Below are 20,562 nucleotides of genomic sequence, written 5' to 3'. Positions count from 1 at the left end.
AGCACCGTGCCGGCCGGTGCCCACGCCTGCACCAGCACGATGGGCTACAGGAATATAACAGCGTGCTCGGGTACGACTGTCAGCCGGCGCGCAGCTCGTCCAGCACCGCCCCGGCGGCTCGCCATCCGCTGGCGAGAGCGCCCTGGATCGATGGGCTGTCCCGGTGGTCGCCGGCCACGAACAGGCCCTCCCCCAACGACACGGCCTTGCGCAGCCGCCCCTGCGGTGGCGGTGCGGCGGGCAGCGCCTGTGGGACGGCCACGGTGGTGAGGTGGGTCCAGTCGGCGGTGGATCGGCCGTACAGCCGGGTCAACTCGGCCCGGATGGTCGACTCGGGTGGGGCGGTCGGGCCGACCACCGAGGTGGCCACCAGGTGCCGGCCGGCGGGCGCATAGGTCGCCGTGGCGTTGCTGAGCACCACCGTGTTCGCCACGATTTCCCGCCGGTCGCCGTCGACGAGCAGGATCGGCTCGGTGAGCGGCGGCTCCGGGGTGCTGTGGTAGTAGGTGGTGTAGCTGTGCATGCGTACCGTCGCCAGGGCCGGCAGCAGCGCGGGCGCGGCGGGTGGGTCGACGGCGACCACGACGGCCCGGCAGCGGATGTCGCCGGCCTGGGTGCGGACCCGGCCGGGGGCGACCTCGGCGACGGGGGTGTCCAGGTCGAGCAGGTCGGCGGGCAGCGGGTCGGCGATGGCCCGGGGCAGCGCGGCCATGCCCTCGGCGGGCAGGCCGATCCGGCCGCGGGCGAAGGACCGCAACACCATCGCGAGTACGTGGCTGGACGTGGCCAGCTCCCGGTCGATGAACACACCGGACAGGAACGGCCGCAGCAGCTCCTCGATGATCGCGTCGGAGAGGCCGGCCCGGCGCAGTGCCGTCTCCGCGCTGGTCTCCGGCGCGGAGAGCAGCCGGGACACCGGCAGGGTGGCGCAGCCGGTCGCGAGCGCGGCGAAGCGTAGCCGGTCGAGCAGGGAGCCGATTCCGGCGAGCGCGGTGCCGGGGGCGCCGGTCGGCTCGCGCAGCGGGTTGACCAGCCGCAGCAGGTCGTCGCCCCGGCGCACCAGCACGCCGGAGGTGAAGTACCCGAGGTGCAGCCGGTCGGTGTCGAGCAACGTGCCGAGCTGCGGGTAGGCGGTGTTGAGCACCTGAAAACCCCGGTCGATGAGGTAGCCGTCGACGACGTCGGTGGCGACCCGGCCGCCGAGCCGGCCGCTGGCCTCCAGCAGCCGCCAGGGCACGCCGGCGCGGTGCAGCCGGCGGGCGGCGGCGAGGCCGGCCAGACCACCGCCGACGATGACCACGTCCGTCTCAGCCAGCATCGCGCACCTCCCGCTCACCGTTCGCCCGGGACAACCGGCCCGGCCACCAGATCTTCGGCCCGATGTCGTACGCGAGCGCGGGCACCAGCAACGACCGGACGATGATCGTGTCGATCAGTACCCCGATCGCGACAGCCGTACCCAGCTCGACGAGCAACACCAGTGGCAGGACGGCGAGGGCGGAGAAGGTCGCGGCGAGCACGATGCCCGCAGAGGTGATCACTCCGCCGGTGACGGCGAGGCCGGCGAGCACACCGGCGCGGGTGCCGCGCTTGACCGACTCCTCCCGTACCCGGCTGGTCAGGAAGATGTTGTAGTCGATGCCGAGGGCGACCAGGAAGACGAACGCGAACAGCGGGAACGACGAGTCCACACCGGGAAAGTCGAAGACGTGGCGGAAGAGCAGCGCGCAGAGGCCGAGGGTGGCCGCGAAGCTGAGCAGCACGGTGGCGATCAGCAGCAGCGGGGCGAGCAGCGCGCGCAGCAGCAGGGCCAGGATGACCGCGATGACCACCAGCACCACCGGGATGATGACGTTCTGGTCGCGCTTCGCGGCGTCGGAGGTGTCCACGTTGATCGCCGTGAAGCCGCCGACCACCGCGTCCGCGCCGGCCACCCGGTGTACGGCGACCCGCAACTCCCGGATGGTCCGCTCGGCGCCGTCGCTGTCGGGCGGGTCGGCCAGGGTCGCCTCCAGTTGCACCCGCCCGTCGACGACCTTGGGTGGGGCGTTCTCCTCGGATGGGCCGGTCTGCGGGCCGGCGGTGCGGGGGCGGACGTCGGCGACGCCGGGCACGCCCTGTGCCACCCGGGCGACCTGTTGGGCCGTCTGCTGGGTGGTGAAGATGGTGGCCGGGCTGCCCGTGCCGGCCGGGAAGTGCCGGGCGATCACCTCCTGGCCGTCCACCGAGTCGGTGCGCTGGGTGAACAGGTCGGACTGCCCGAGCGTGGTGGCCCCGAGCTGGGTGAGGCCCAGCGTGAGGGCGGCCAGCACGACTGCGGTGCTCAGCCAGATCGGTCGGGCGTGCCGGGCCACGAAGCCGGCGACGCGGCTCCAGATGCCGTGCTCGGCGCGCGGGTCGGCCTGGTCGGCTCGGGGCCGCCGCGGCCAGAACGCCCACCGGTCGCCCAGCACCAGCAGCGCGGGCAGGAACGTCAGCATCACCAGCAGGGTGGCGGCGATGCCGATGGCGGCGACCGGGCCGAGCGCCCGGTTGGAGTTGAGGCTGGACAGCAGCAGGCAGAGCAGGCTGACGATGACCGTGCCGCCGGAGGCGATGATGGCGGGCGCGGCACCCCTCCACGCCGTCCGCATGGCGTCCCACGGTCGGTCGTGGCGGTGCAGTTCCTCCCGGTAGCGGGCGATCAGCAGCAGCGCGTAGTCGGTGCCGGCGCCGAAGACCAGCACGGTGAGGATGCCCTGCGCCTGCCCGTTGAGCTTGACCACGTCCGCGTCGGCGAGCAGGTAGACGAAGACCGAGGCCAGGGCGTACGACATGCCGGCGGCAAGCAGCGGGAAGATCCAGAGCACCGGGCTGCGGTAGACCACCAGCAGGATGACGAGCACCACGACCAGGGTGACAAGCAGCAGCGGCCCGTCGATGGCGGAGAACACCTTGATCAGGTCGGCGAGCAGGCCGGCGGGTCCGGAAACGTCCACGGTCAGCCCGTCCCGGTCACCGCCGGTGATGTCGCGGAGCCGCTCGACGACCGCTTCGATCTCCTCGCCCTCGGCGTCGTCCACCGGCACGACGACCTGGAGGGCCTGGCCGTCCTCGCTCGGGATGGGCGGGGGCAGCGGGGCGAGCACGCCGGGCACCTGGGCGAACCGGGCGGCGTCGGCGCGGACCCGCTGCCGGTCCGCGTCGGTGATCCCGGCCGGTCGCTCGTAGACGACAAGTGCCGGGATGGTCTGCCGGTCGACGAAGTCGTCGGTGAGGTCCTGGGCGCGGGTCGCCTCGGCATCGGTGGGCAGGAACGCCGCGTTGTCGTTGGTGGCGACCTCGCTGAGACGCCCGGCGTACGGGCCGGCGACGCCGCCGATCACCAGCCAGACCAGCACGACCGCCACCGCGATCAGCATGGCCCTGCCGCCCCGTCCGGACATTCGCACTCCCCCAAGGATCGACGCCTGGCTCGACGCAGCGGTCGACATCGACCATCCTGCCGGCCACGGAAGCCCCAAGCGGACCAAACCTCTCATTCCGCCCCGCGCCCCGCCACGCCCCGCCGCGTCCGCCGCTGCGCCCCGCCCCGCCGCGTCCGCCGCTGCGCCCCGCCCCGCCGCGTCCGCCGCTGCGCCGCGTCCCGCGTCCCGCGTCCCGCGTCCCGCGCCCCGCGCCCCGCGCCCCGCGCCCCGCGCCAAGATCGTCGCAACTTCAGGGATGTTGCTGCCTCAGACGCGCCGGAGGCAGCAACATCCCTGAAGTTGCTGCCTCGAACGCCGGCCGGCCGCCGCGCACAGCACGAAAACGCCCGTCGGCGGTGGGGCCGACGGGCGCTGGGTGGAGAAGCTCCCCCGATTGGACTCGAACCAATAACCTGCCGGTTAACAGCCGGCTGCTCTGCCAATTGAGCTACAGGGGATCGTGCACCGCCCGGCCCCGGATCATGCTGGTGCCGTGCGACGGGAAAAGAATACAGGACATCCCCCGGTGGTGGTCCAGTGGGTTCCGCCCCGCATGCCGATGATCGAGGGGCGCAGGCCAGGCCCCGTAACGCATCGACAATTAGGGTAAATCGTCATCCCGGCACAAGTATGCGTGAGCGGGGAGCAGGATGGGTAGTTAGCTGCGGACAGAGGACGCAGGCGCGAACAGGTCGCCCTCCGACGGGGCAACTCGCCGAGGCGACGGCGCGTCAGGTACGGAAGGAGCCGCCATGCGCGGAAAGATCATGTTTCTTGGCGGGCTGGCTGCGGGATTCGTCCTGGGCGCCCGTGCCGGCCGGGAAAAGTACGAGGAGCTCGTTGTTCGGGGCCGCAAGGTGCTCGACCACCCGACCGTCCAGGAGGCGGCCGGGGTCGCGCAGGCCCAGGCCAACAAGCTCTACAGCGAGGGCAAGGACAAGCTCGGCCAGACCAAACTGGGCGAGAAGCTGGGCACCGGCAACGGCAGCACCGGCAAGCAGGAGCTGACCGCCGCCGACGACGCGTTCGCCGGCACGCCCGCCACCGTGGGCGCCAAGGCGGGCACCAGCACGGTCGGCACGACCTCCGGGTCGCCGTCGTCCACCAACACCCCCCGCACCAAGCCGTCCGGCTCGGGCACGAACGCCAGCACGCTCTGACCAATCGCACGTTGACGGGCCGGTCGCCGCAGGGCGACCGGCCCGTGGTCTGTCCGGAGTGCGGTCAGTCCTTGCTGCTGAACGCCGCGTCGAAGGCAGCGCTCGGGGCGTCGAAGGCGAGCCGGCGGACGAACTGCAACGCCTCCGGGGCGCCGAGCAGCCGGTCCATGCCGGCGTCTTCCCACTCGACCGAGATCGGGCCGGTGTAGCCGATCGCGTTCAGGGCGCGGAAGCAGTCCTCCCAGGGCACGTCGCCGTGCCCGGTGGAGACGAAGTCCCACCCGCGGCGCAGGTCGGCCCAGGGCAGGTGCGAGGCGAGCCGGCCACGCCGGCCATCCCCGGTACGGACCTTGGCGTCCTTGCAGTCCACGTGGTAGATCCGGTCGGCGAAGTCGAAGATGAAGTTCACCGGGTCCAGTTCCTGCCAGACGAAGTGCGACGGGTCCCAGTTCAGACCGAACGCGGGCCGGTTGCCGATCGCCTCCAGCGTCCGCTTCGTCGTCCAGTAGTCGTACGCGATCTCGCTCGGGTGCACCTCGTGCGCGAACCGCACCCCCACCTCGTCGAACACGTCGAGGATCGGGTTCCACCGGTCGGCGAAGTCCTGGTAGCCGCGCTCGATCATCGACGGCGGCACCGGCGGGAACATCGCCAGGGTGTGCCAGATCGACGACCCGGTGAAGCCGACGACGGTCTTCACGCCGAGCTTCGCCGCCGCCCGCGCGGTGTCCTTGATCTCCTCGGCGGCCCGCTGGCGGACCCCCTCGGGCTCCCCGTCGCCCCAGATGCGGCCGGGCAGGATGTCCTGGTGCCGCTCGTCGATCGGGTGGTCGCAGACCGCCTGACCAACAAGGTGGTTGGAGATCGTGAAGACCTCCAGGTTGTGCTTCGCGAGGGTTTCCCGCTTGCGCTCGACGTACGAGTCGTCGGCGAGCGCCTTGTCGACCTCGAAGTGGTCGCCCCAGCAGGCGATCTCCAGGCCGTCGTAGCCCCACTCGGAGGCGAGCCGGCAGACCTCCTCGAAAGGCAGATCGGCCCACTGGCCGGTGAAGAGCGTGATGGGTCGCGCCATTGTTCTACTCCCCTGTTGTCATGGGGGATTCCAGGTGCGGACCGGGGCGAGGGTGACCGGACGTACGCGGCACCGGACGGTCACCGGCGGGTGCGGAACACACCTGAGCCCGGCGGGTTGCGCCTCCCACCGGGTCACCGGCCACCAACACGGTCGCCAACCCCACCCTATTTCCGCGGCACCCCATTGCGAAAGCCCTGCGGCTCGATCATCATTCGGCCACCTCCTCGGGTGCCGGCAGGGCGGCCCGCACGGTGAAGCCACCACCGGCACGCGGGCCGGCGGACAACGTGCCTCCGAGGCGTTCCGTGCGCCTGCGTACCCCGAGCAGACCCCGCCCGGGGTCGGAGCTGCCACCGCCGGACGGCAGGGGGCCGGCACCCTCGTCGCGGACCTCGATGGTGATGCCCGTGGCGTCGTAGCGCAGGCGGACCGCGACCGGCGTGCCCCGGGCGTGCCGGCAGGCGTTGGTCAACGATTCCTCGATGATCCGGTACGCCACCGCGTCGACCGGCCCCGGCAGCGGCCGGGGTTGCCCGGCCAGGGTCCACCGCACCGGCTGGCCGGCGGCGAAGCCCTCCACCAGCGCGTCGAGGCGGGTCAGACTGCCCGTCGGATCGAACGGGTCGTCCAGCTCCTCCGGGCGCCGAAGCGCACCGCGCAGCCGATGCCCCTGCTCCAGCACCATCCCGCGCCACTGCGCGAACCGCCCCATGCGGGTCAAGGTACGGCAGTCGGCTGTGCACCGGTCTCCCGCGTCAGCGAACTCCCCACCCCACACCACACCCCACCCCGCCCCACCCGCCCTCGCGCCGTCCCCCACCCCGCCGATCTTGCACTTTGTGTCGCCGAAAAGTCGGTGTTGAGGGCGTATGCCCCGACAGAAAGTGCAAGATCGACGCGGCGAGGGCGGGGCAGGGGCGAGGTCGGGGGCGGGGCAGGGGCGGGGCGGAGGGGCCGACGCATATAGCGTCGGCCCCTCGTCGGCCTTGTTGGTTAGGGCAGGGTCCACTTCTGGTTGGCCGCGCCGAGGCAGGTCCAGAGGTGTACGGCGGTGCCGTCCGCCGAGTTGTTGCCGGAGACGTCGAGGCACTTGCCCGACGACGGGTTGCGCAGGGTGCCGTCGGACTGGGCCGCCCAGTTCTGTGCGCCGCCGCCGTTGCAGGTCCAGAGCTGGATCTTGGTGCCGTTGGCGGAGGCGCCACCGTTGACGTCCAGGCACTTGCCCAGCGCCTTGATGGTCGAGCCGGACACGGTCCAGGTCTGCGCCGCGCCGCCGTTGCAGGTGTAGAGCTGGATCTGGGTGCCGTCGGCGGTGCCGCCGCCGCGCACGTCCAGGCACTTGCCCGCCAGACCCTTGATCGGGCCGACGCCGGGGGTGCCGCCGCCCTTGACCAGGGTGAAGTCGTCCACGTCGAAGAGCCCGGTGCCACTACCGGTGAAGGTGAGGTAGAGGTTCTGGGTGCCGGACGGGACGTTGGTGAGTGCCGTGGTGACGTTGGCGAAGGTCGTCCAACTGCCGGTGTTGGGCACCGCGACGGTGCCGAGCACCGGGCCGGTTGCCGAGCCGGTACGCACCTGGATGGTGCCGCCCGCGCCGCCGGAGACGACCCGGGCCGTCAACGAGGTGACCCCGGTCAGGTTGACCCCGTTGTACGCGGCCCAGTCGCCCGGGTCGATGTTGCCGAGGGTCTGCCCACCGTTGGCGCCCTCCTTGGTGAACGCGGAGGCACCGTTGGCCGAGCTGAACGCCTCGGCCTGGATCGTGCCGGTGGGCGTCGGGGTGGTGCCCAACTCCTTGATCCGGATGTTGCGGAACGCGACGTCGTCACCGTTGCCGTGGTTCTGGATGCCGATGTGTCCGGCCAGCGAGCGGACCGGGTCGGTGTTGGTGAAGTCGTTGATCTTCACCCCGTTGAGGAAGACCTGTAGCCGTTCCCCCTCGACCAGCAGTTCGTAGGTGTTCCACTCCCCTGGCGCGTTCAGCGCCGCGTCACGGGCCGGGATGTCGGCGGCCTTGTACGAGTAGATCGCGCCGGTGGTGCGGTCTACCGCGTCGGTGGCGTCGATCTGGACCTCGTAGCCGTTGTCGATCGCCGACTGCGGGCTACTCGACGGCGGGAAGCCGATGAAGACGCCGGAGTTGTCGTCCCCGGCCACCTTCCAGTCGAGCTTGAGCGAGTAGTTGGTGAACTGCTTGGCGCTGTACCAGAACAACCCCATGCCGCCCACCGAGGTCAGGGTGGCGTCGGAGTTGGTGAAGCTGCCCGGGCTGGCCTGCGACCAGCCGGTCGTCGCGCCGTTGTAGAGCGGGGTGTAGCCGGTCTCCGGGCGGCAGTCGGCCTTGCTCCGACCGGAGGCGTACCGGATGCCGCCGAGCAGGTGGGTCCGGAACGCGGGTTCCGCGTACGACGCCTGGGTGTGCCCGGCCCCGGTGTAGAAGGACCGGCCGCCGTTGTAGCTCTTGCACCAGCTCAACGGGTGGTCGGCGCCCATGCCGCCGCCGGAGTACGACGACTCGTCGAGCGTGGCGAGCACGTGGGCGGTCGAGCGGGCGTTGGTCCGGTAGTTGTACCACTCGTCGGTGCGGGTCCAGGTCTGCGGCAGGTGGCCGGTCGCGGCGTGCGCCCGGTCCTCCACCTTGACGTTGGCCTGCTGGATCGCCGGGTGCGAGGCGAACCACGCGCCCACCAGGTTGCCGTAGAACGGCCAGTCGTACTCGGTGTCGGAGGCCGCGTGCACGCCCACGTAACCGCGACCGGAGGCGATGTACGACTCGAAGGCGGTCTGTTGGCTGGCGTTGAGCACGTCGCCTGTGGTGTTGAGGAAGACGACAGCCTCGTACTGGGCGAGGTTGGCGCTGGTGAACGTGGCCGCGTCCTCGGTGGCGGTGACCGTGAAGTTGTTCGCCGCGCCCAGGTCGCGGATGGTCTGGATGCCGACCGGGATCGCGTCGTGCCGGAAACCGGCGGTCTTGGAGAAGACCAGCACGTCGTACGGGGCGTCGGCGGCGCTGGCCGGGCTTGCGGGGGTGGTGCAGGCGATGACGGCGAGTGCGGCCATGGCCGCACCGAGGACGGGTCGCAGGCGTCTGCGCATATCGCTCTCCTAACTGTGGTTAGGAAGGGCCCCCTGCCCCAACCGTAGGCGGTGACAGGGGGCCCCACCACTCAGCTCAGGGCAGGATCCACTTTTGGTTGGCCGCGCCGAGGCAGGTCCAGAGGTGGACTGCCGTGCTGTCGGCGGAGCTGTTGCCGGAGACGTCGAGGCACTTGCCCGACGCCGCGTTGCGTAGCGTGCCGTCGGCCTGCGCGGCCCAGTTCTGCGCGGCGGTGCCGTTGCAGGTGTAGAGCTGGATCTTGGTGCCGTCGGCGGTGCCCGCACCGGCGACGTCCAGGCACTTGCCCAACGACTTGATCGTGGAGTTCGGCGTGACCGCCCAGGTCTGGGCCGCGCTGCCGTTGCAGGTGTAGATCTGGATCTGCGTGCCGTCGGCGGTGGCGGCGTTGCGGACGTCCAGGCACTTGCCACCCAGACCCTTGATCGGGCCACTCCCGCTGGTGGCGGTGCCGGTGACGAACGTGAACGCGTCCAGGTCGTAGAGCGCACCGGTGCCCGATCCGGCGAAGGTCAGGTACAGCGTGGTCGTACCCGTCGGGGGGTTGGTGATCGTCCCGGTCACGGTGGCGAACGTTTCCCAGCCGCCGGTCACCGGGACCGTGGCCGAGCCGAGCACCGTGCCGGTGGCCGAGCCGGCCCGGACCTGGAGGGTGCCGCCGGCACCCGCCGAGGAGACCCGGGCGTTGAACGAGGTCACGTTGCCCAGCCGGTACGGCTGGAACGCGATCCAGTCACCGTTGTTGATGTCGCCGACGGTCTTGCCGCCCTCGGCCGTGGCCTTGCTGAACACGTTGATCCCGGACGAGGTGCCGTAGAACTCGGCCTGCCGGTGCCGCGGCGGCAGCGTGTGCTGGGTGTGGGTGGTCAGCCCGCCGGCGTCGGTGTACTCGGCGTCGAAGATCGCGAAGATGTTCGCCGCGTCGTCGTGCTCACCGTCGACCGGGATGGTGATCGAGCCGGAGCACCCGGTCTTCGAGGTGATCTGGTGCCCGTGCTGGTCGTGACCGAGCACGTAGGTCATCTTGACCTTCGCGCAGTCGATCGTGCCGTCCTCCGGGTCGGTGACCGTGATGCTGTACGGCACCGTGTCGCCGAAGCTGAACAGCTGGCCGTTGCCGGGGTTGTTGATGGTGACCGTGGGCGCGGTGTTGCCGACACTGATCCGCACGCTGCTGCTGCCGGTGGCGCCCTGCGGGTCCCGCACCGTCAGCGTGGCGGTGTAGGTGCCGTTGGTGGTGTACGTCTTCGTCGGGTTGGCAGCGGTCGAGGTGGTGCCGTCACCGAAGGCCCAGGAGTACGTCAGCGCGCCGCCCTCGGGGTCGGACGAGCCGGCCGAGGAGAAGGTCACCGCGAGCGGTGCCGCGCCGGAGGTCCGGTTGGCGCCGGCCACGGCCGTCGGTGCCCGGTTGCCGCTGCCGACGTGGTCGAAGCGGTAGAGCGCCGAGTTGGCGTCGCCGTTGAAGTAGCCGGTGCCGTAGTCGAGCACGTAGTACGCGCCGTCCGGGCCGAACGCCGAGTCCATCACCTGCTTGCCGACCCAGGGGAAGGTGTCGATGGCGCCCCGGGAGCCGTCGGAGTTGACGTGGATCGGCTTGATCCAGCCCCGGCCGAACTCGGTGGCGAAGAACTGCCCGTCGAAGGACTGCGGGAACTTCGTGGTGGAGGTCGACGAGGCGTTGTACCGGTAGACCGGGCCACCCATCGGCGACTCGGAGCCGCCGCCGAACTCGGTCGGGGTGCCGGCGTCGCCCGCGTACCGGATCCAGGCCGGCTGGGCCGGCGGCAGGGTGGTCAGGCCGGTGTTGCGGAACGAGTTGTTCGTCGGCCCGCCGGCGCAGTTGTACTTGGCGCCGCCGGTGTTGGCGGCGAAGTCCCACTCGTTGTACGTCTCGGTGGAGGTGTTGATGCCGGTGCAGTACGGCCAGCCGTAGTTGCCAGGTGCGGCGACCCGGTTGAACTCGACCTGACCGGACGGCCCGCGGGTGGAGCTGGTGGTGCCGGCGTCCGGCCCGTAGTCACCGACGTAGACGACCCCGGTGGCCTTGTCCACGCTGATCCGGAACGGGTTGCGGAACCCCATCGCGTAGATCTCCGGCCGGGTCCTCGCCGTGCCGGGCGCGAACAGGTTGCCCGACGGGATGGAGTACGTGCCGTTGGCGTTCACCTTGATCCGCAGGATCTTGCCGCGGAGGTCGTTGGTGTTGCCGGCGCTGCGCTGGGCGTCGTACGCCGGGTTGCGGTTGGTCCGTTCGTCCAGCGGCGAGTAGCCGGCGGACTCGAACGGGTTGGTGTCGTCACCTGTGGACAGGTAGAGGTTGCCGGCGGCGTCGAAGTCGATGTCCCCGCCGACGTGGCAGCACAGGCCGCGGTCGGCCGGCACGTCGAGCACGTCGACCTTGCTCGACTGGTTGATCGTGAAGTCGGCGTTGAGGGTGAACCGGGAGAGGCGGTTCACTCCCTGCCAGGCGGAGAAGTCGGTGCCGGTGGCCGGTGCGTCACCGCCGGGGGTGGACAGCGGCGGCGCGTAGTAGAGGAAGATCTGCCGGTTGCTGGCGAAGTTGGGGTCGACCCCGACGCCCTGCAACCCCTCCTCGTCGTGGTTGTAGACCGACAGGGTGCCGATCACGGAGGTCGTGCCGCTCGCGTCGGTGCGGCGCAGGGTGCCGTTGCGAGCGGTGTGCAGGACGGATCGGTCCGGCAGCACGGCCAGCGACATCGGCTCGCCCATGTCGGTCACGCCGCGGGCGAGTTCGACCTGCTGGAAGTCGGTGGCGACGATCGTGTGCGCCTGTGCGGGGGCCGAACCGGCGGCCAGGGCGACGGTGCCGGCGGCGACCGCCAGCAGCAGCGCCGAACCAGCGGAGGACCATCGTCGGGAGCGATGGCGTGGGGCGTCCTTCATGGGCATGTGTGCTGACCCTTCCTGACGAGTGACTGCCAGGCGGGCGCGCGCCGTCGCGCCGGATGCCGTAGCGGTGATGGTGGGGGTCGATGGGTTACCGCGCCGCCGGTTCACCTCGACGAAACATTGTCGTGTTGGACACGACACTAAGTTACGGGTGTCAATGTGTCCATACCTTCCGGCGGCACAGCGCCAACTTTCGTCGATCTGATCGAAAGTTGGCGATCACGCCCGGCGGTCGATCGCCTGTCCGGCCAGCGCGACAAGCGCCGCACGCGCCTCGTCAGCCACCATCGCGTTCCGCAGGGCACCGAGCGCGGCCTCGGTCCGGACGCGGATCATCTGCTCGATCCGCTCCAGGGCACCTGTCGTCTCGATGATCCCGCGCAGCTCCGCCGCGCCTTCGGCGTCCAACGCCGGATTGCCGAACAACTCCCGCAGCCGGACGGTCTGCGACCGGTCGGCGGCCTGGCGCGCCAGCGCCATCATCACCGTGGGCTTGCCCTCACGCAGGTCGTCCAGGACCGACTTGCCGGTGACCGCCGGGTCCCCGAAGACGCCAAGCACGTCGTCCCGGAGCTGGAACGCGTCACCCAACGGGTCACCGAACTCGCCGAGCGCGGCGATCAGGTCCGGCTCCGCGCCGGCCAGGGCCGCCCCGATCTGCAACGGCCGGGTCACCGTGTAGCGGGCGGCCTTCATCCGGATCACGGTGAGCGCGCTGGCCACCGAGCCGTCACCCACGCCGGAGACCAGGTCCAGGTACTCCCCCGCGATCACCTCGGTACGCATCAGCGCGAAGACGCCGTACCCCCGGTGCACCTGCTCGGTGCTCAGCCCACACTCGTGGAACATCTGGTCCGACCAGGCGGCGCAGAGGTCCCCGCAGAGCAGGGCGGTGTTGCGCCCGTACGCCTCCGGGTCGCCGCGCCACGCCGAGCGGGCGTGCAGGTCGGCGAAGAGCCGGTGCACCGACGGCTCACCCCGGCGGCGGTCGCTGCCGTCCAGGATGTCGTCGTGGATCAGCGCGAACGCGTGGAACAGCTCCAGCGCCGCCGCGGCGACCACGATCGGGTTGCCGTCGGGTGCCCCCGCGCCGCGCCAGCCCCAGTAGCAGAACAGGGGGCGGAGCCGCTTCCCGCCGGCCAGCACGAACCGTTGCAACGCGGTGAACACGCCGCGGGGCGCGCCGTCGGGCCAGTCCGGGCCCTGCCGTTCGAGGAACCCGGCCAGCTCGGCGTCGAAACGTGCCCGCAGCCCGCTGGCGTCGGCGGGCGCGACGGTAACCGTCACGACCCCTCCCCCGGCCCACCGTCACGCAGCCCGGCCAGCTCCAGCAACAACGCCTTGACCTCGGTGGCCGCGATCTTGTCCCGGGCGGCCGTCGGGTCGGAGCAGAGCAGCACCGGGGCGTCCGCCGGGTCGCTTGGCAGCCGCCCGTGCGAGCCCTTCACCGCCCGCGCGCCGGCGTCCAGGCCGACGGCGCTCATCAGGTACCGCATGCCGAGCTTCTTGCGGGCCAGGGCCACCCCGGCGCGGGCCTTCGCGGCACCGGGGTTGGCCGGGTCGAAGAACAGCTCGGCCGGGTCGTACCCCGGCTTGCGGTGGATCTCCACCAGCCGGGCGAAGTCCGGCGCGTTGGCGTCGTTGAGCCAGTAGTAGTACGTGAACCAGGCGTCCGGCTCGGCCACCAACACCAGCTCACCGGCGCGCGGATGGTTCAGACCGTGCGCGGCCTTGCCCTCGGCGTCGAGCACCTCGGCCACCCCGGGCAGGCCGGCGCAGAGCTTCGCCACCGCCGGTACGTCGGCCGGGTCCTTGACGTAGACGTGCGCGATCTGGTGGTCGGCGACCGCGAACGCCTTCGACGTCCACGGGTCGAGGTATTCCATGCCGGCCTGGGTGTGCACCCGCAGCAGCCCCTCGGCGCGCAGCAGCCGGTTGACGTCCACCGGCCGGGACACGTCGGTGATGCCGTACTCGGACAGCACCACCACTGTGGCGTCCCGGGCGCGGGCGGCGTCCAGCAGCGGCCCGAGCACCGTGTCCAGCTCCGCCGCCGCGGCGGCGGCCTGGGCCGAGGACGGGCCGAAGCGTTGCAGGTCGTAGTCGAGGTGCGGGACGTAGACCAGGGTGAGGTCGGGTGACACGTCGGCCAGGATCTGCTCGGCCGCCTGGCAGATCCACCGCGACGACGGCAGCCCGGCCGTCGGCCCCCAGTAGGTGAACAGCGGGAACGTGCCCAACCGCCCGGTGAGCGCGTCGTGCAGCTCCGGCGGGTCGGTGTAGCAGTCCGGTTCCTTGCGCCCGTCGGCGTAGTAGACCGGGCGGGGCGTGACCGTCCAGTTGACGTCCGCGCCCATGGCGTACCACCAGCAGACGTTGGCCACGGTGTAGCCGGGCTCGGCCCGACGGGCCGCCTGCCAGAGCTTGTCCCCGCCGACCAGCGCGTTGTGCTGCCGCCACAGCAACACCTCACCCAGCTCCCGGAAATACCACCCGTTGCCGACGATCCCGTGCCCGCTGGGCGACTCGCCGGTGAGGAAGGTGGACTGCACCGAGCAGGTCACCGCGGGCAGCACCGTGCCCAACTCGGCCCGGAAGCCGCCGTCGGCGACCCCCCGCAGCCGGGGCATGTGCGCCAGTAGTCGGGGCGTCAACCCCACCACGTCGAGGACCACCAGTCGTCGGCTCATCGCGTCACCCCCATGCTCACGGTTTTGTCTGCGGTCAGGCCGAGGCCGACCAGTTCGTCTCGGGCGAAGGCCAGCTCCGCGGCGATGCCGGCGGCCAGCTCCGCGTCGGTTCCGGGCCGTCGTGCGGCCGGCAGCACCCCCCAGGTGTACGTCTCGACGTCGAGGTGGTCGCAGCCGGCGGTCGGCCCGTCGAAGAGCGCTCTCAGGGCTGCGCGGAGCACCGGCAGGGTCGAGCCGAGCGGCTCCTCGGGTGGGGCGTGCAGCGGCACGTGGTAGTGCACCCGCCACGGGCCGGGCAGTTCCCGGTCCAGTGCCTCGTCCAGGTCGTCGGCCGCGTACGCCGGGTCGGCCGGGTCGGCCAGACCGGCGCAGCCGGCGCCCCGGGTCTGGTGCAGGAAGCGCGGCTCCACCCAGCGGCGCAACGCCTCGGCCCCGCCGGCCGGGTCGGCCGCCTCGACCGCGGCGGAGACCTGCACCTTCACCACCGGCAGCCCGGCCGCCCGCAGACGTTGCAGTGCCTCGGCCGGCTCCTCCCAGGCGCACGCCAGGTGGGCCAGGTCGACGCAGACACCCAACCGCTCGGTGTCCATCCCGGACAACAGCTCGGCCGCCTGACCGGTGCTCTCCACGACGCAGCCGGGCTCCGGCTCGAAGGCGACCCGCACCTCGCGGCCGGTGTCGCGCTGCACGGCGGCCAGGCCGGCGGCCAACTGGTCCAACCGGCCTCGGGCCGCGTCGGCCCGAGCGGTGTCCCACGGTTGCCGCCAGGCCAGCGGCAGGGTCGAGATCGAGCCCCGGGCGGCGTCGTCGGGCAGCAGGTCGGCGAGCACCCGGGCCAGATCCAGGGTGTACGTCAGGCGCTCCTCGGTGGTCCAGTCCGGGTGGTACACGTCCTGCTTGACCACGGGGGCCTGGAAGGCCGAGTACGGGAAACCGTTGAGGGTGACCACCTCCAGCCCGCGCGCGGTCAGCTCGGTGCGCAGCCGGCGGCGCAGCGTCGGGTCGGCGGCCAGCTCGGCGGCGACCGGGGCGGCCAGCCACAGGCCGAGCCCGAGCAGGTCACCGCCGAGCGTCTCGCGGACCGGCACGGCGTAGGTGTCCAGTTGACCGAGGATGCCGGCGAGATCCTCGGCGGGGTGCACGTTCGTGCAGTAACTGAGGTGGACGGTCTCGCCACCGGCGTGTCGCAGCCGCATCAGCTACCGCCGCGCAGGATCGAGTTGCCGGTCTGGGGGTCCACCTTGGCGGTGACGTCCAGGTCGCTGAGGTCGAGCCGGCCGGACTGCCCGTAGAACTCCACCGGGTTGCGCCACAGCACCTTGTCGACGTCGTCATCGCTGAAGCCGGCCAGCAGCATCGCCTCGCCGGTGGCCCGGGTCAGCAGCGGGTCGGAGCGCCCCCAGTCGGCGGCCGAGTTGACCAGCATCCGCTCGGTGCCGTACTCCCGCAGCAACTCGACCATCCGCGACGGGGTCATCTTGGTGTCCGGGTAGATGGAGAAGCCCAACCAGCAGCCGCTGTCGCGGACCAGCTTGACGGTCACCTCGTTGAGGTGGTCGACCACCACGCGACCCGCCTCGATGCCGGATTCGGCGACCACGGCGAGGGTGCGTTCGCAGCCGCGTGCCTTGTCCCGGTGCGGGGTGTGCACGAGCGCCGGCAGGTCGTACGCCACGGCGAGGGCGAGCTGCGCGGCGAACGCCTCGTCCTCCTCCGGCGTCATCGAGTCGTACCCGATCTCGCCGACCGCCACCACCGCGTCCTTGTCCAGATAGCGGGGCAGCAGGTCGAGGACCGGACGGCAGCGCGGGTCGTTCGCCTCCTTGGGGTTCAGCGCGATGGTCGCGAAGTGCCGCACCCCGAACTGTCCGGCCCGGAACGGCTCCCAGCCGATCAGCGAGTCGAAGTAGTCGGTGAACGAGGCGGCGCTGGTGCGCGGCTGCCCCAGCCAGAACGCCGGCTCCACCACGGCGCGTACGCCGGCGGCGGCCATCCGTTCGTAGTCGTCCGTGGTGCGTGAGGTCATATGGATGTGCGGGTCGAAGATTCGCATGTCACGCCTCCCGGGGCAGTGCGGCGGTGAGCCGGTCGAGCAGGTCGGTGGCGTCGGCGGGCAGTTCCCGGCCGGCGGCGTGCCGCTCCGCGGCCAGCGCGGCGAGCATCGCCGCCAACTCCCCGTCGGCCCGGGTGTCCAGGTCGGCCACGGCGGCCAGGGCGACGCCGCTGAACACGCACTTGAGCACCGCCTGCCGCCAGGCGGCCGGTTCGAGGTGCCGGGCGTACGGGCCGAGGGCCGCGGCGACAAGCCGGGTGTCGTTGGTGCGGATCGCGTCGTGCAGCAGCGGCACACCGGCGGCGCCGATCGGCAGCAGGGGCAGGGCCCGCAGCACGGCCCGCCGCTCGGCAGCGTCACCGTGCTGGTAGAGGCTCTCGGCGTACGCCGCGTGGTCGCCGGGCAGGCTGGTCAGCAGCAGCACCCGGGCCGCGTCGTCGGCGGTCCAGCCGGGGGCGTCGGGCAGCTCGGCCCGACCGCAACGTCGGCCGGCGGCGGGGAAGAGCCGGGTGATCGCGGTGGGCTCGGCCGCGACCCGGCGCAGCGCCGTGTCCAGCCAATCGGGATCGGGTACGCCTCCCAGCGCGGCCCGCAGTGAATCCGGTGTCATCCCGTCTCCTCCTTCGTGCTGCTCCAGGCGCCCCACCACCACCCTTTGCTCTGCACCTACATATGCGCCGGGGCCTCGTCAGCGGGTGTCGCCTCGGTGGGTGCCGCCGCAGCGCGTGTCGCCTCGGCGGGTGCCGCCGCAGCAGGTGTCGCCTCGTCAGCGGGTGTCGCCGCAGCAGGTGCCGCCGCCTCAGCGCGTGCCGCCTCGGCGGGTGTCGCCTCCGCGGGTGTCGCCTCCGCGGGTGCAGAGCAAAGGGGTTTGGCAGAGTGGTAATCGGTGGCCGTCGCGGCGGCCGTGCGCAGGAAATCGATGGACCGGGCGGCCACGTCCGGTGCGGCGTGCGAGTCGCGCGGCAACTCGACGGCGACCAGTCCCCGGTAGCCGGCCTCGGCCAGGGCCGCCAGCACCGGCGGAAAGTCGATCTCGCCGACACCGAACTCCAGGTGCTCGTGCACGCCCCGGCGCATGTCGTCGATCTGCACGTTGACCAGGTGGTCGGCCACCTCGGCGACGCACCGCGGCACCGGCGACGGCTCCAGGCAACGACAGTGGCCGATGTCGAGGGTGATGCCGAACCGGGCCGGGTCACCGAGGGCCTCGCGCAGCCGACGCCAGTCGGCGATGTCCTGCACCAGCATCCCCGGCTCCGGCTCGAAGCCGAGGGTGACGTCGGCGGCGTCGGCCGCATCGACCACTGTGGCACAGCCGGCCACGAGCCGGTCCCACGCGCACTGCGGTGACACCGTCTCGGGCCGGACACCGGCCCAGAACGAGACCGCCTCCGCGCCCAGGTCGGCGCCGATCCGGACGGCCCGGCGCAGGAACTCGATCCGCCGGGTCGGATCGTCGTGCAGCAACGTCGGGGCGTGCTTGTGCCACGGGTCGAGCAGGTAACGGGCCCCGGTCTCGATCACCACCGCCAGGCCCAGCTCCTCCAACCGGCGGCCGAGGACGGCGACCCGGCGCGCGAGCCCCGGTGCGAAGGGGTCCAGGTGGTCGTGGTCGAGGGTGAGCGCCACCCCGTCGTAGCCGAGGTCGGCGAGGACGGCGAGCGCGTCGTCGAGGCGGTGGTTGGCGAAGCCGTTCGTGCCGTACCCGAGGCGCAGCGTCGTGGCGTCGGCCGTCGGCGGTGCGGATCGGGGCTGCGGAGCTGTCATGTCGGCGAGACTTTCCGGGCCAGGCGTCGACCCAGCGGCGCGGCCGCCGCGACGGCCAACCCGAGCAGGCCGGCGCCACCCCGCGCGGTCAACGCCCCCTGGAGGGCGGGCAGGCCGGTGATCCCGGCACCGACCGCGGCACGAACCCGCCCGGCCGACGGATCCCGGATCACCTCGGCCTGGGCCGCCCCGTAGCGGGCGGCGTACCACCCGGCCAGCACAGCGGGCAGCACGGCCGCGACCCCGACCGATCGGGTACGACTCGCGCGCCCGCCGACCTCGTCGGCCGGGCCCTGGGCGGTGGCACCGCCCTGGTCGGCGGCACTGGCGGCTGCGCGTCGGGTGTGCGGGAGGGCGGCACTGGCGGCGACCAGCGCGGTGCCCGCGAGGGTACGCATCGGCAGCGCGGCGTCGGCGCCACTGACCTCCCGGCGGGACAGCGCGGTGACCGTCCAGGTGTGCGCGGCGACGGTGACCGCCGCCGGCAACGCCCTGGTCACCCGGCCGCCGGACGCGCCGAGCAGCACATCGAGGCCACGGCAGGCGGCCATCACGGCCGGACCGGCGGCGGTGTTCTTCGCCAGCAGGTCGTACCCCCAGATGGTGGCGGCCAGCGGCACGGCGAGCGCGGCGGCGCGGCGACCGCCCACGGCTGCGGCCAGGCCCACGCCGGCGGCCGTGAGGCCCGCCGCGAGACCGACCGCGGCGGCCGGGGTGACCCGCCCGCTGGGGATCGGCCGCTCGGGTCGTTCCACCGCGTCCAGGCCCCGGTCGGCCCAGTCGTTGGCGGCCATGCCGGCCCAGTAGAGCAGCACCGAGGCGCCGGCCAGGGCGGGGGTACGCGGACCCAACGCGCCGGCCGCGGCCGCACCGGCGACCACGTCACCGGGGACCGAGAGCGCGGCCGGCGCCCGGACCAGCTCGGCGAGGTCAGCCAGCGTGGTCATCGGCACCGTCCCCGCCGTCGTGCAGCGACCGGGCGAAGTCGGTCAGCCGCGCCCACTGCTCGCCCAACGAGTGGCTGGGCGAGCCGAGCGGGTCCTTGAAGAAGAAGCCCAGCTCGGTCAGCGGCCCCACGTGCCCGGCGGCGTGCGCGGCGGCGGTGAGCCGGGCCAGGTCGAGCACCAGCGGCGCGGCCAACGCGGAGTCGCAGCCGTGCCAGGTGAACTCCATCCGCATGCCGGTGCCGAGGAAGCCGGCGAAGGTGATCAGATCCCAGGCGGTCTTGAAGTCGCCCAGCTCCTCGACGTACTCGATGCGGGTGCCGCCCTGCGGGACGTAGCCCAGCGTCTCGCCGAGCACCCGCTGCTTGCTCTGCACCTTCGCGGCGTTCGCGGCCGGGTCGGCGAGGGTGGCGCCGTCGCCACCGCCGAGCAGGTTGAACCCGGACCAGGAGCGCACGTCCAGGTTGCGCATCGCGAACATCGGCGCGAGCACGGACTTGACCAGGGTCTCCCCGGTCTTACCGTCGTGCCCGGCGTACGGCAGGCCGGCCTCCTCGGCCAGTGCGGCCAACGCGGGCAGCCGCAGCCCGGTGGACGGGGTGAAGTCGACGTACGGGCAGCCGGCCAGCAGCGCCGCGTACGCGTAGAGGGAGCTGGGTGGCAGCACCTCGTCCGGGCCGGTGAGCGCGGCGCGCAGCGCGTCGGGGTCGGTGTGCCCGGGGTGCGGTGGTGGGGTGGCCTCGGTGGCGGAGACGTTGACGACCACCACCCGGTCCAGCCCGTGCCGCTCGCGGAAGCTGGTCAGGTCTCGGACCACGGCGTCGGCGCGAGCGGCCTGGGTGGCCCCGACCGGTGCAGGGCGCAGCTCCTGCTCGACCGCGCCCAGCTCGTCGGGGAGCGCGGCGACAAGCCGCCAGGGGATGACTCCCGCGTCGGCCAGTGCCTCGGCCCGCTTGGACAGCGGGGTGGTGGCCAGGTCGTGCCCGCCGAAGACGAGGTCCGCGAAGGCGGGCAGGGCAGGGCCGCGCAGCTCGGGCAGCTCGCTGACGCAGCCGGTGGGTCCGGCCAGACCGGCTCGCAGCGCGAGCCCTCCGACGATGCTGGTGGTCGCGACGGAACCACGCGCTCCTATCAGCCAGACACCTGTTCGCATGGTGCTCCTTCCCCGTCCTCGAGGAATCGTCGGTACCGCTAAATATAGGAATATCAGAATAAGTTTCGGAAAGATATGGCCTTGCGTGGATGGGCCCCGCCCGCCCGACCCGCACCGTGACGGCACCGGTTTTCCGACGTCGGCGTCGGCGGCGACGACGTCGGACCGGTCCCCGATACGGGTGCGGGCAGACGGGGCTGGTAGGCAGGGTCGGGTCGGCGTCTCGACCCTGCCTCCCCCGCATCCGGT

15 protein-coding genes and 1 tRNA gene are annotated in these 20,562 nt (G+C 72.2%); 1 reads left to right on the top strand and 15 read right to left on the bottom strand.

Translation table 11 applies throughout. The features are described from left to right. Positions 1-79: 79 nt before the first annotated feature. The 3 genes from ACGFIW_RS26915 to ACGFIW_RS26905 all read right to left on the bottom strand — a co-directional run bounded on the left by ACGFIW_RS26915 (position 80) and on the right by ACGFIW_RS26905 (position 3,904). Positions 80-1,318, bottom strand: coding sequence for an NAD(P)/FAD-dependent oxidoreductase (locus ACGFIW_RS26915; protein ID WP_393321179.1), 1,239 nt, complete (start codon positions 1,316-1,318; stop codon positions 80-82). Next, entirely contained in the window at positions 1,308-3,425 is a 2,118-nt protein-coding gene (locus ACGFIW_RS26910) for an MMPL family transporter (RefSeq protein WP_393321176.1), read from the bottom strand. The genes ACGFIW_RS26915 and ACGFIW_RS26910 overlap by 11 nt, the downstream gene beginning before the upstream one ends. A 406-nt stretch (positions 3,426-3,831) precedes the next feature. Next, positions 3,832-3,904 (bottom strand) — tRNA-Asn (locus ACGFIW_RS26905). A gap of 294 nt (positions 3,905-4,198) precedes the next feature. Here ACGFIW_RS26905 and ACGFIW_RS26900 point away from each other — a divergent pair. After that, complete coding sequence (locus tag ACGFIW_RS26900) at positions 4,199-4,606, top strand: hypothetical protein (RefSeq protein WP_357553346.1); 408 nt, start codon at positions 4,199-4,201, stop codon at positions 4,604-4,606. Positions 4,607-4,670: 64 nt separating this feature from the next. On the opposite strand, the gene ACGFIW_RS26895 is transcribed toward ACGFIW_RS26900, so the two are convergent. From ACGFIW_RS26895 to ACGFIW_RS26840, 12 genes are all read right to left on the bottom strand, one after another. Beyond that, positions 4,671-5,678 (bottom strand): sugar phosphate isomerase/epimerase family protein, encoded by a 1,008-nt coding sequence (locus ACGFIW_RS26895; protein WP_357070937.1) that lies wholly within the window; start codon positions 5,676-5,678, stop codon positions 4,671-4,673. Positions 5,679-5,889: 211 nt separating this feature from the next. Then, positions 5,890-6,393: a sensor histidine kinase gene (locus ACGFIW_RS26890; RefSeq protein ID WP_393321173.1), complete on the bottom strand. Its 504-nt coding sequence runs from the start codon at positions 6,391-6,393 to the stop codon at positions 5,890-5,892. Between the two features lie 281 nt (positions 6,394-6,674). Beyond that, positions 6,675-8,777, bottom strand: a complete 2,103-nt coding sequence (locus ACGFIW_RS26885; RefSeq protein ID WP_393321170.1) for a ThuA domain-containing protein — start codon at positions 8,775-8,777, stop codon at positions 6,675-6,677. A gap of 76 nt (positions 8,778-8,853) precedes the next feature. Next, positions 8,854-11,706, bottom strand: coding sequence for a PQQ-dependent sugar dehydrogenase (locus tag ACGFIW_RS26880; protein ID WP_393321167.1), 2,853 nt, complete (start codon positions 11,704-11,706; stop codon positions 8,854-8,856). Between the two features lie 219 nt (positions 11,707-11,925). Next, positions 11,926-12,993 (bottom strand): polyprenyl synthetase family protein, encoded by a 1,068-nt coding sequence (locus ACGFIW_RS26875; protein ID WP_393321165.1) that lies wholly within the window; start codon positions 12,991-12,993, stop codon positions 11,926-11,928. Further along, positions 12,990-14,396, bottom strand: coding sequence for an alkaline phosphatase family protein (locus ACGFIW_RS26870; protein ID WP_393321162.1), 1,407 nt, complete (start codon positions 14,394-14,396; stop codon positions 12,990-12,992). The genes ACGFIW_RS26875 and ACGFIW_RS26870 overlap by 4 nt, the downstream gene beginning before the upstream one ends. Continuing rightward, positions 14,393-15,592, bottom strand: a complete 1,200-nt coding sequence (eboE, locus tag ACGFIW_RS26865) for a metabolite traffic protein EboE (RefSeq protein ID WP_393321159.1) — start codon at positions 15,590-15,592, stop codon at positions 14,393-14,395. The genes ACGFIW_RS26870 and eboE overlap by 4 nt, the downstream gene beginning before the upstream one ends. Beyond that, positions 15,592-16,449 (bottom strand): TatD family hydrolase, encoded by an 858-nt coding sequence (locus tag ACGFIW_RS26860; RefSeq protein ID WP_393321156.1) that lies wholly within the window; start codon positions 16,447-16,449, stop codon positions 15,592-15,594. Before ACGFIW_RS26860 ends, eboE begins: the two co-directional genes overlap by 1 nt. Before the next feature lies 1 nt (position 16,450). Next, positions 16,451-17,059, bottom strand: a complete 609-nt coding sequence (locus ACGFIW_RS26855; protein WP_393321153.1) for an EboA domain-containing protein — start codon at positions 17,057-17,059, stop codon at positions 16,451-16,453. Positions 17,060-17,115: 56 nt separating this feature from the next. Continuing rightward, positions 17,116-18,216 (bottom strand): sugar phosphate isomerase/epimerase family protein, encoded by a 1,101-nt coding sequence (locus ACGFIW_RS26850; protein WP_393321150.1) that lies wholly within the window; start codon positions 18,214-18,216, stop codon positions 17,116-17,118. Continuing rightward, entirely contained in the window at positions 18,213-19,163 is a 951-nt protein-coding gene (locus tag ACGFIW_RS26845; protein WP_393321148.1) for an SCO3242 family prenyltransferase, read from the bottom strand. Before ACGFIW_RS26845 ends, ACGFIW_RS26850 begins: the two co-directional genes overlap by 4 nt. Next, positions 19,147-20,313 carry an inositol-3-phosphate synthase gene (locus ACGFIW_RS26840; protein WP_393321145.1) on the bottom strand — a complete coding sequence of 389 codons (1,167 nt, stop codon included), beginning with the start codon at positions 20,311-20,313 and terminating at the stop codon, positions 19,147-19,149. Before ACGFIW_RS26840 ends, ACGFIW_RS26845 begins: the two co-directional genes overlap by 17 nt. Between the last annotated feature and the right edge of the window lie 249 nt (positions 20,314-20,562).

The organism is Micromonospora sp. NPDC048935, assembly GCF_043197875.1.
Lineage (GTDB): Bacteria > Actinomycetota > Actinomycetes > Mycobacteriales > Micromonosporaceae > Micromonospora.
This window is presented reverse-complemented; position numbering and strand designations above follow the sequence as displayed.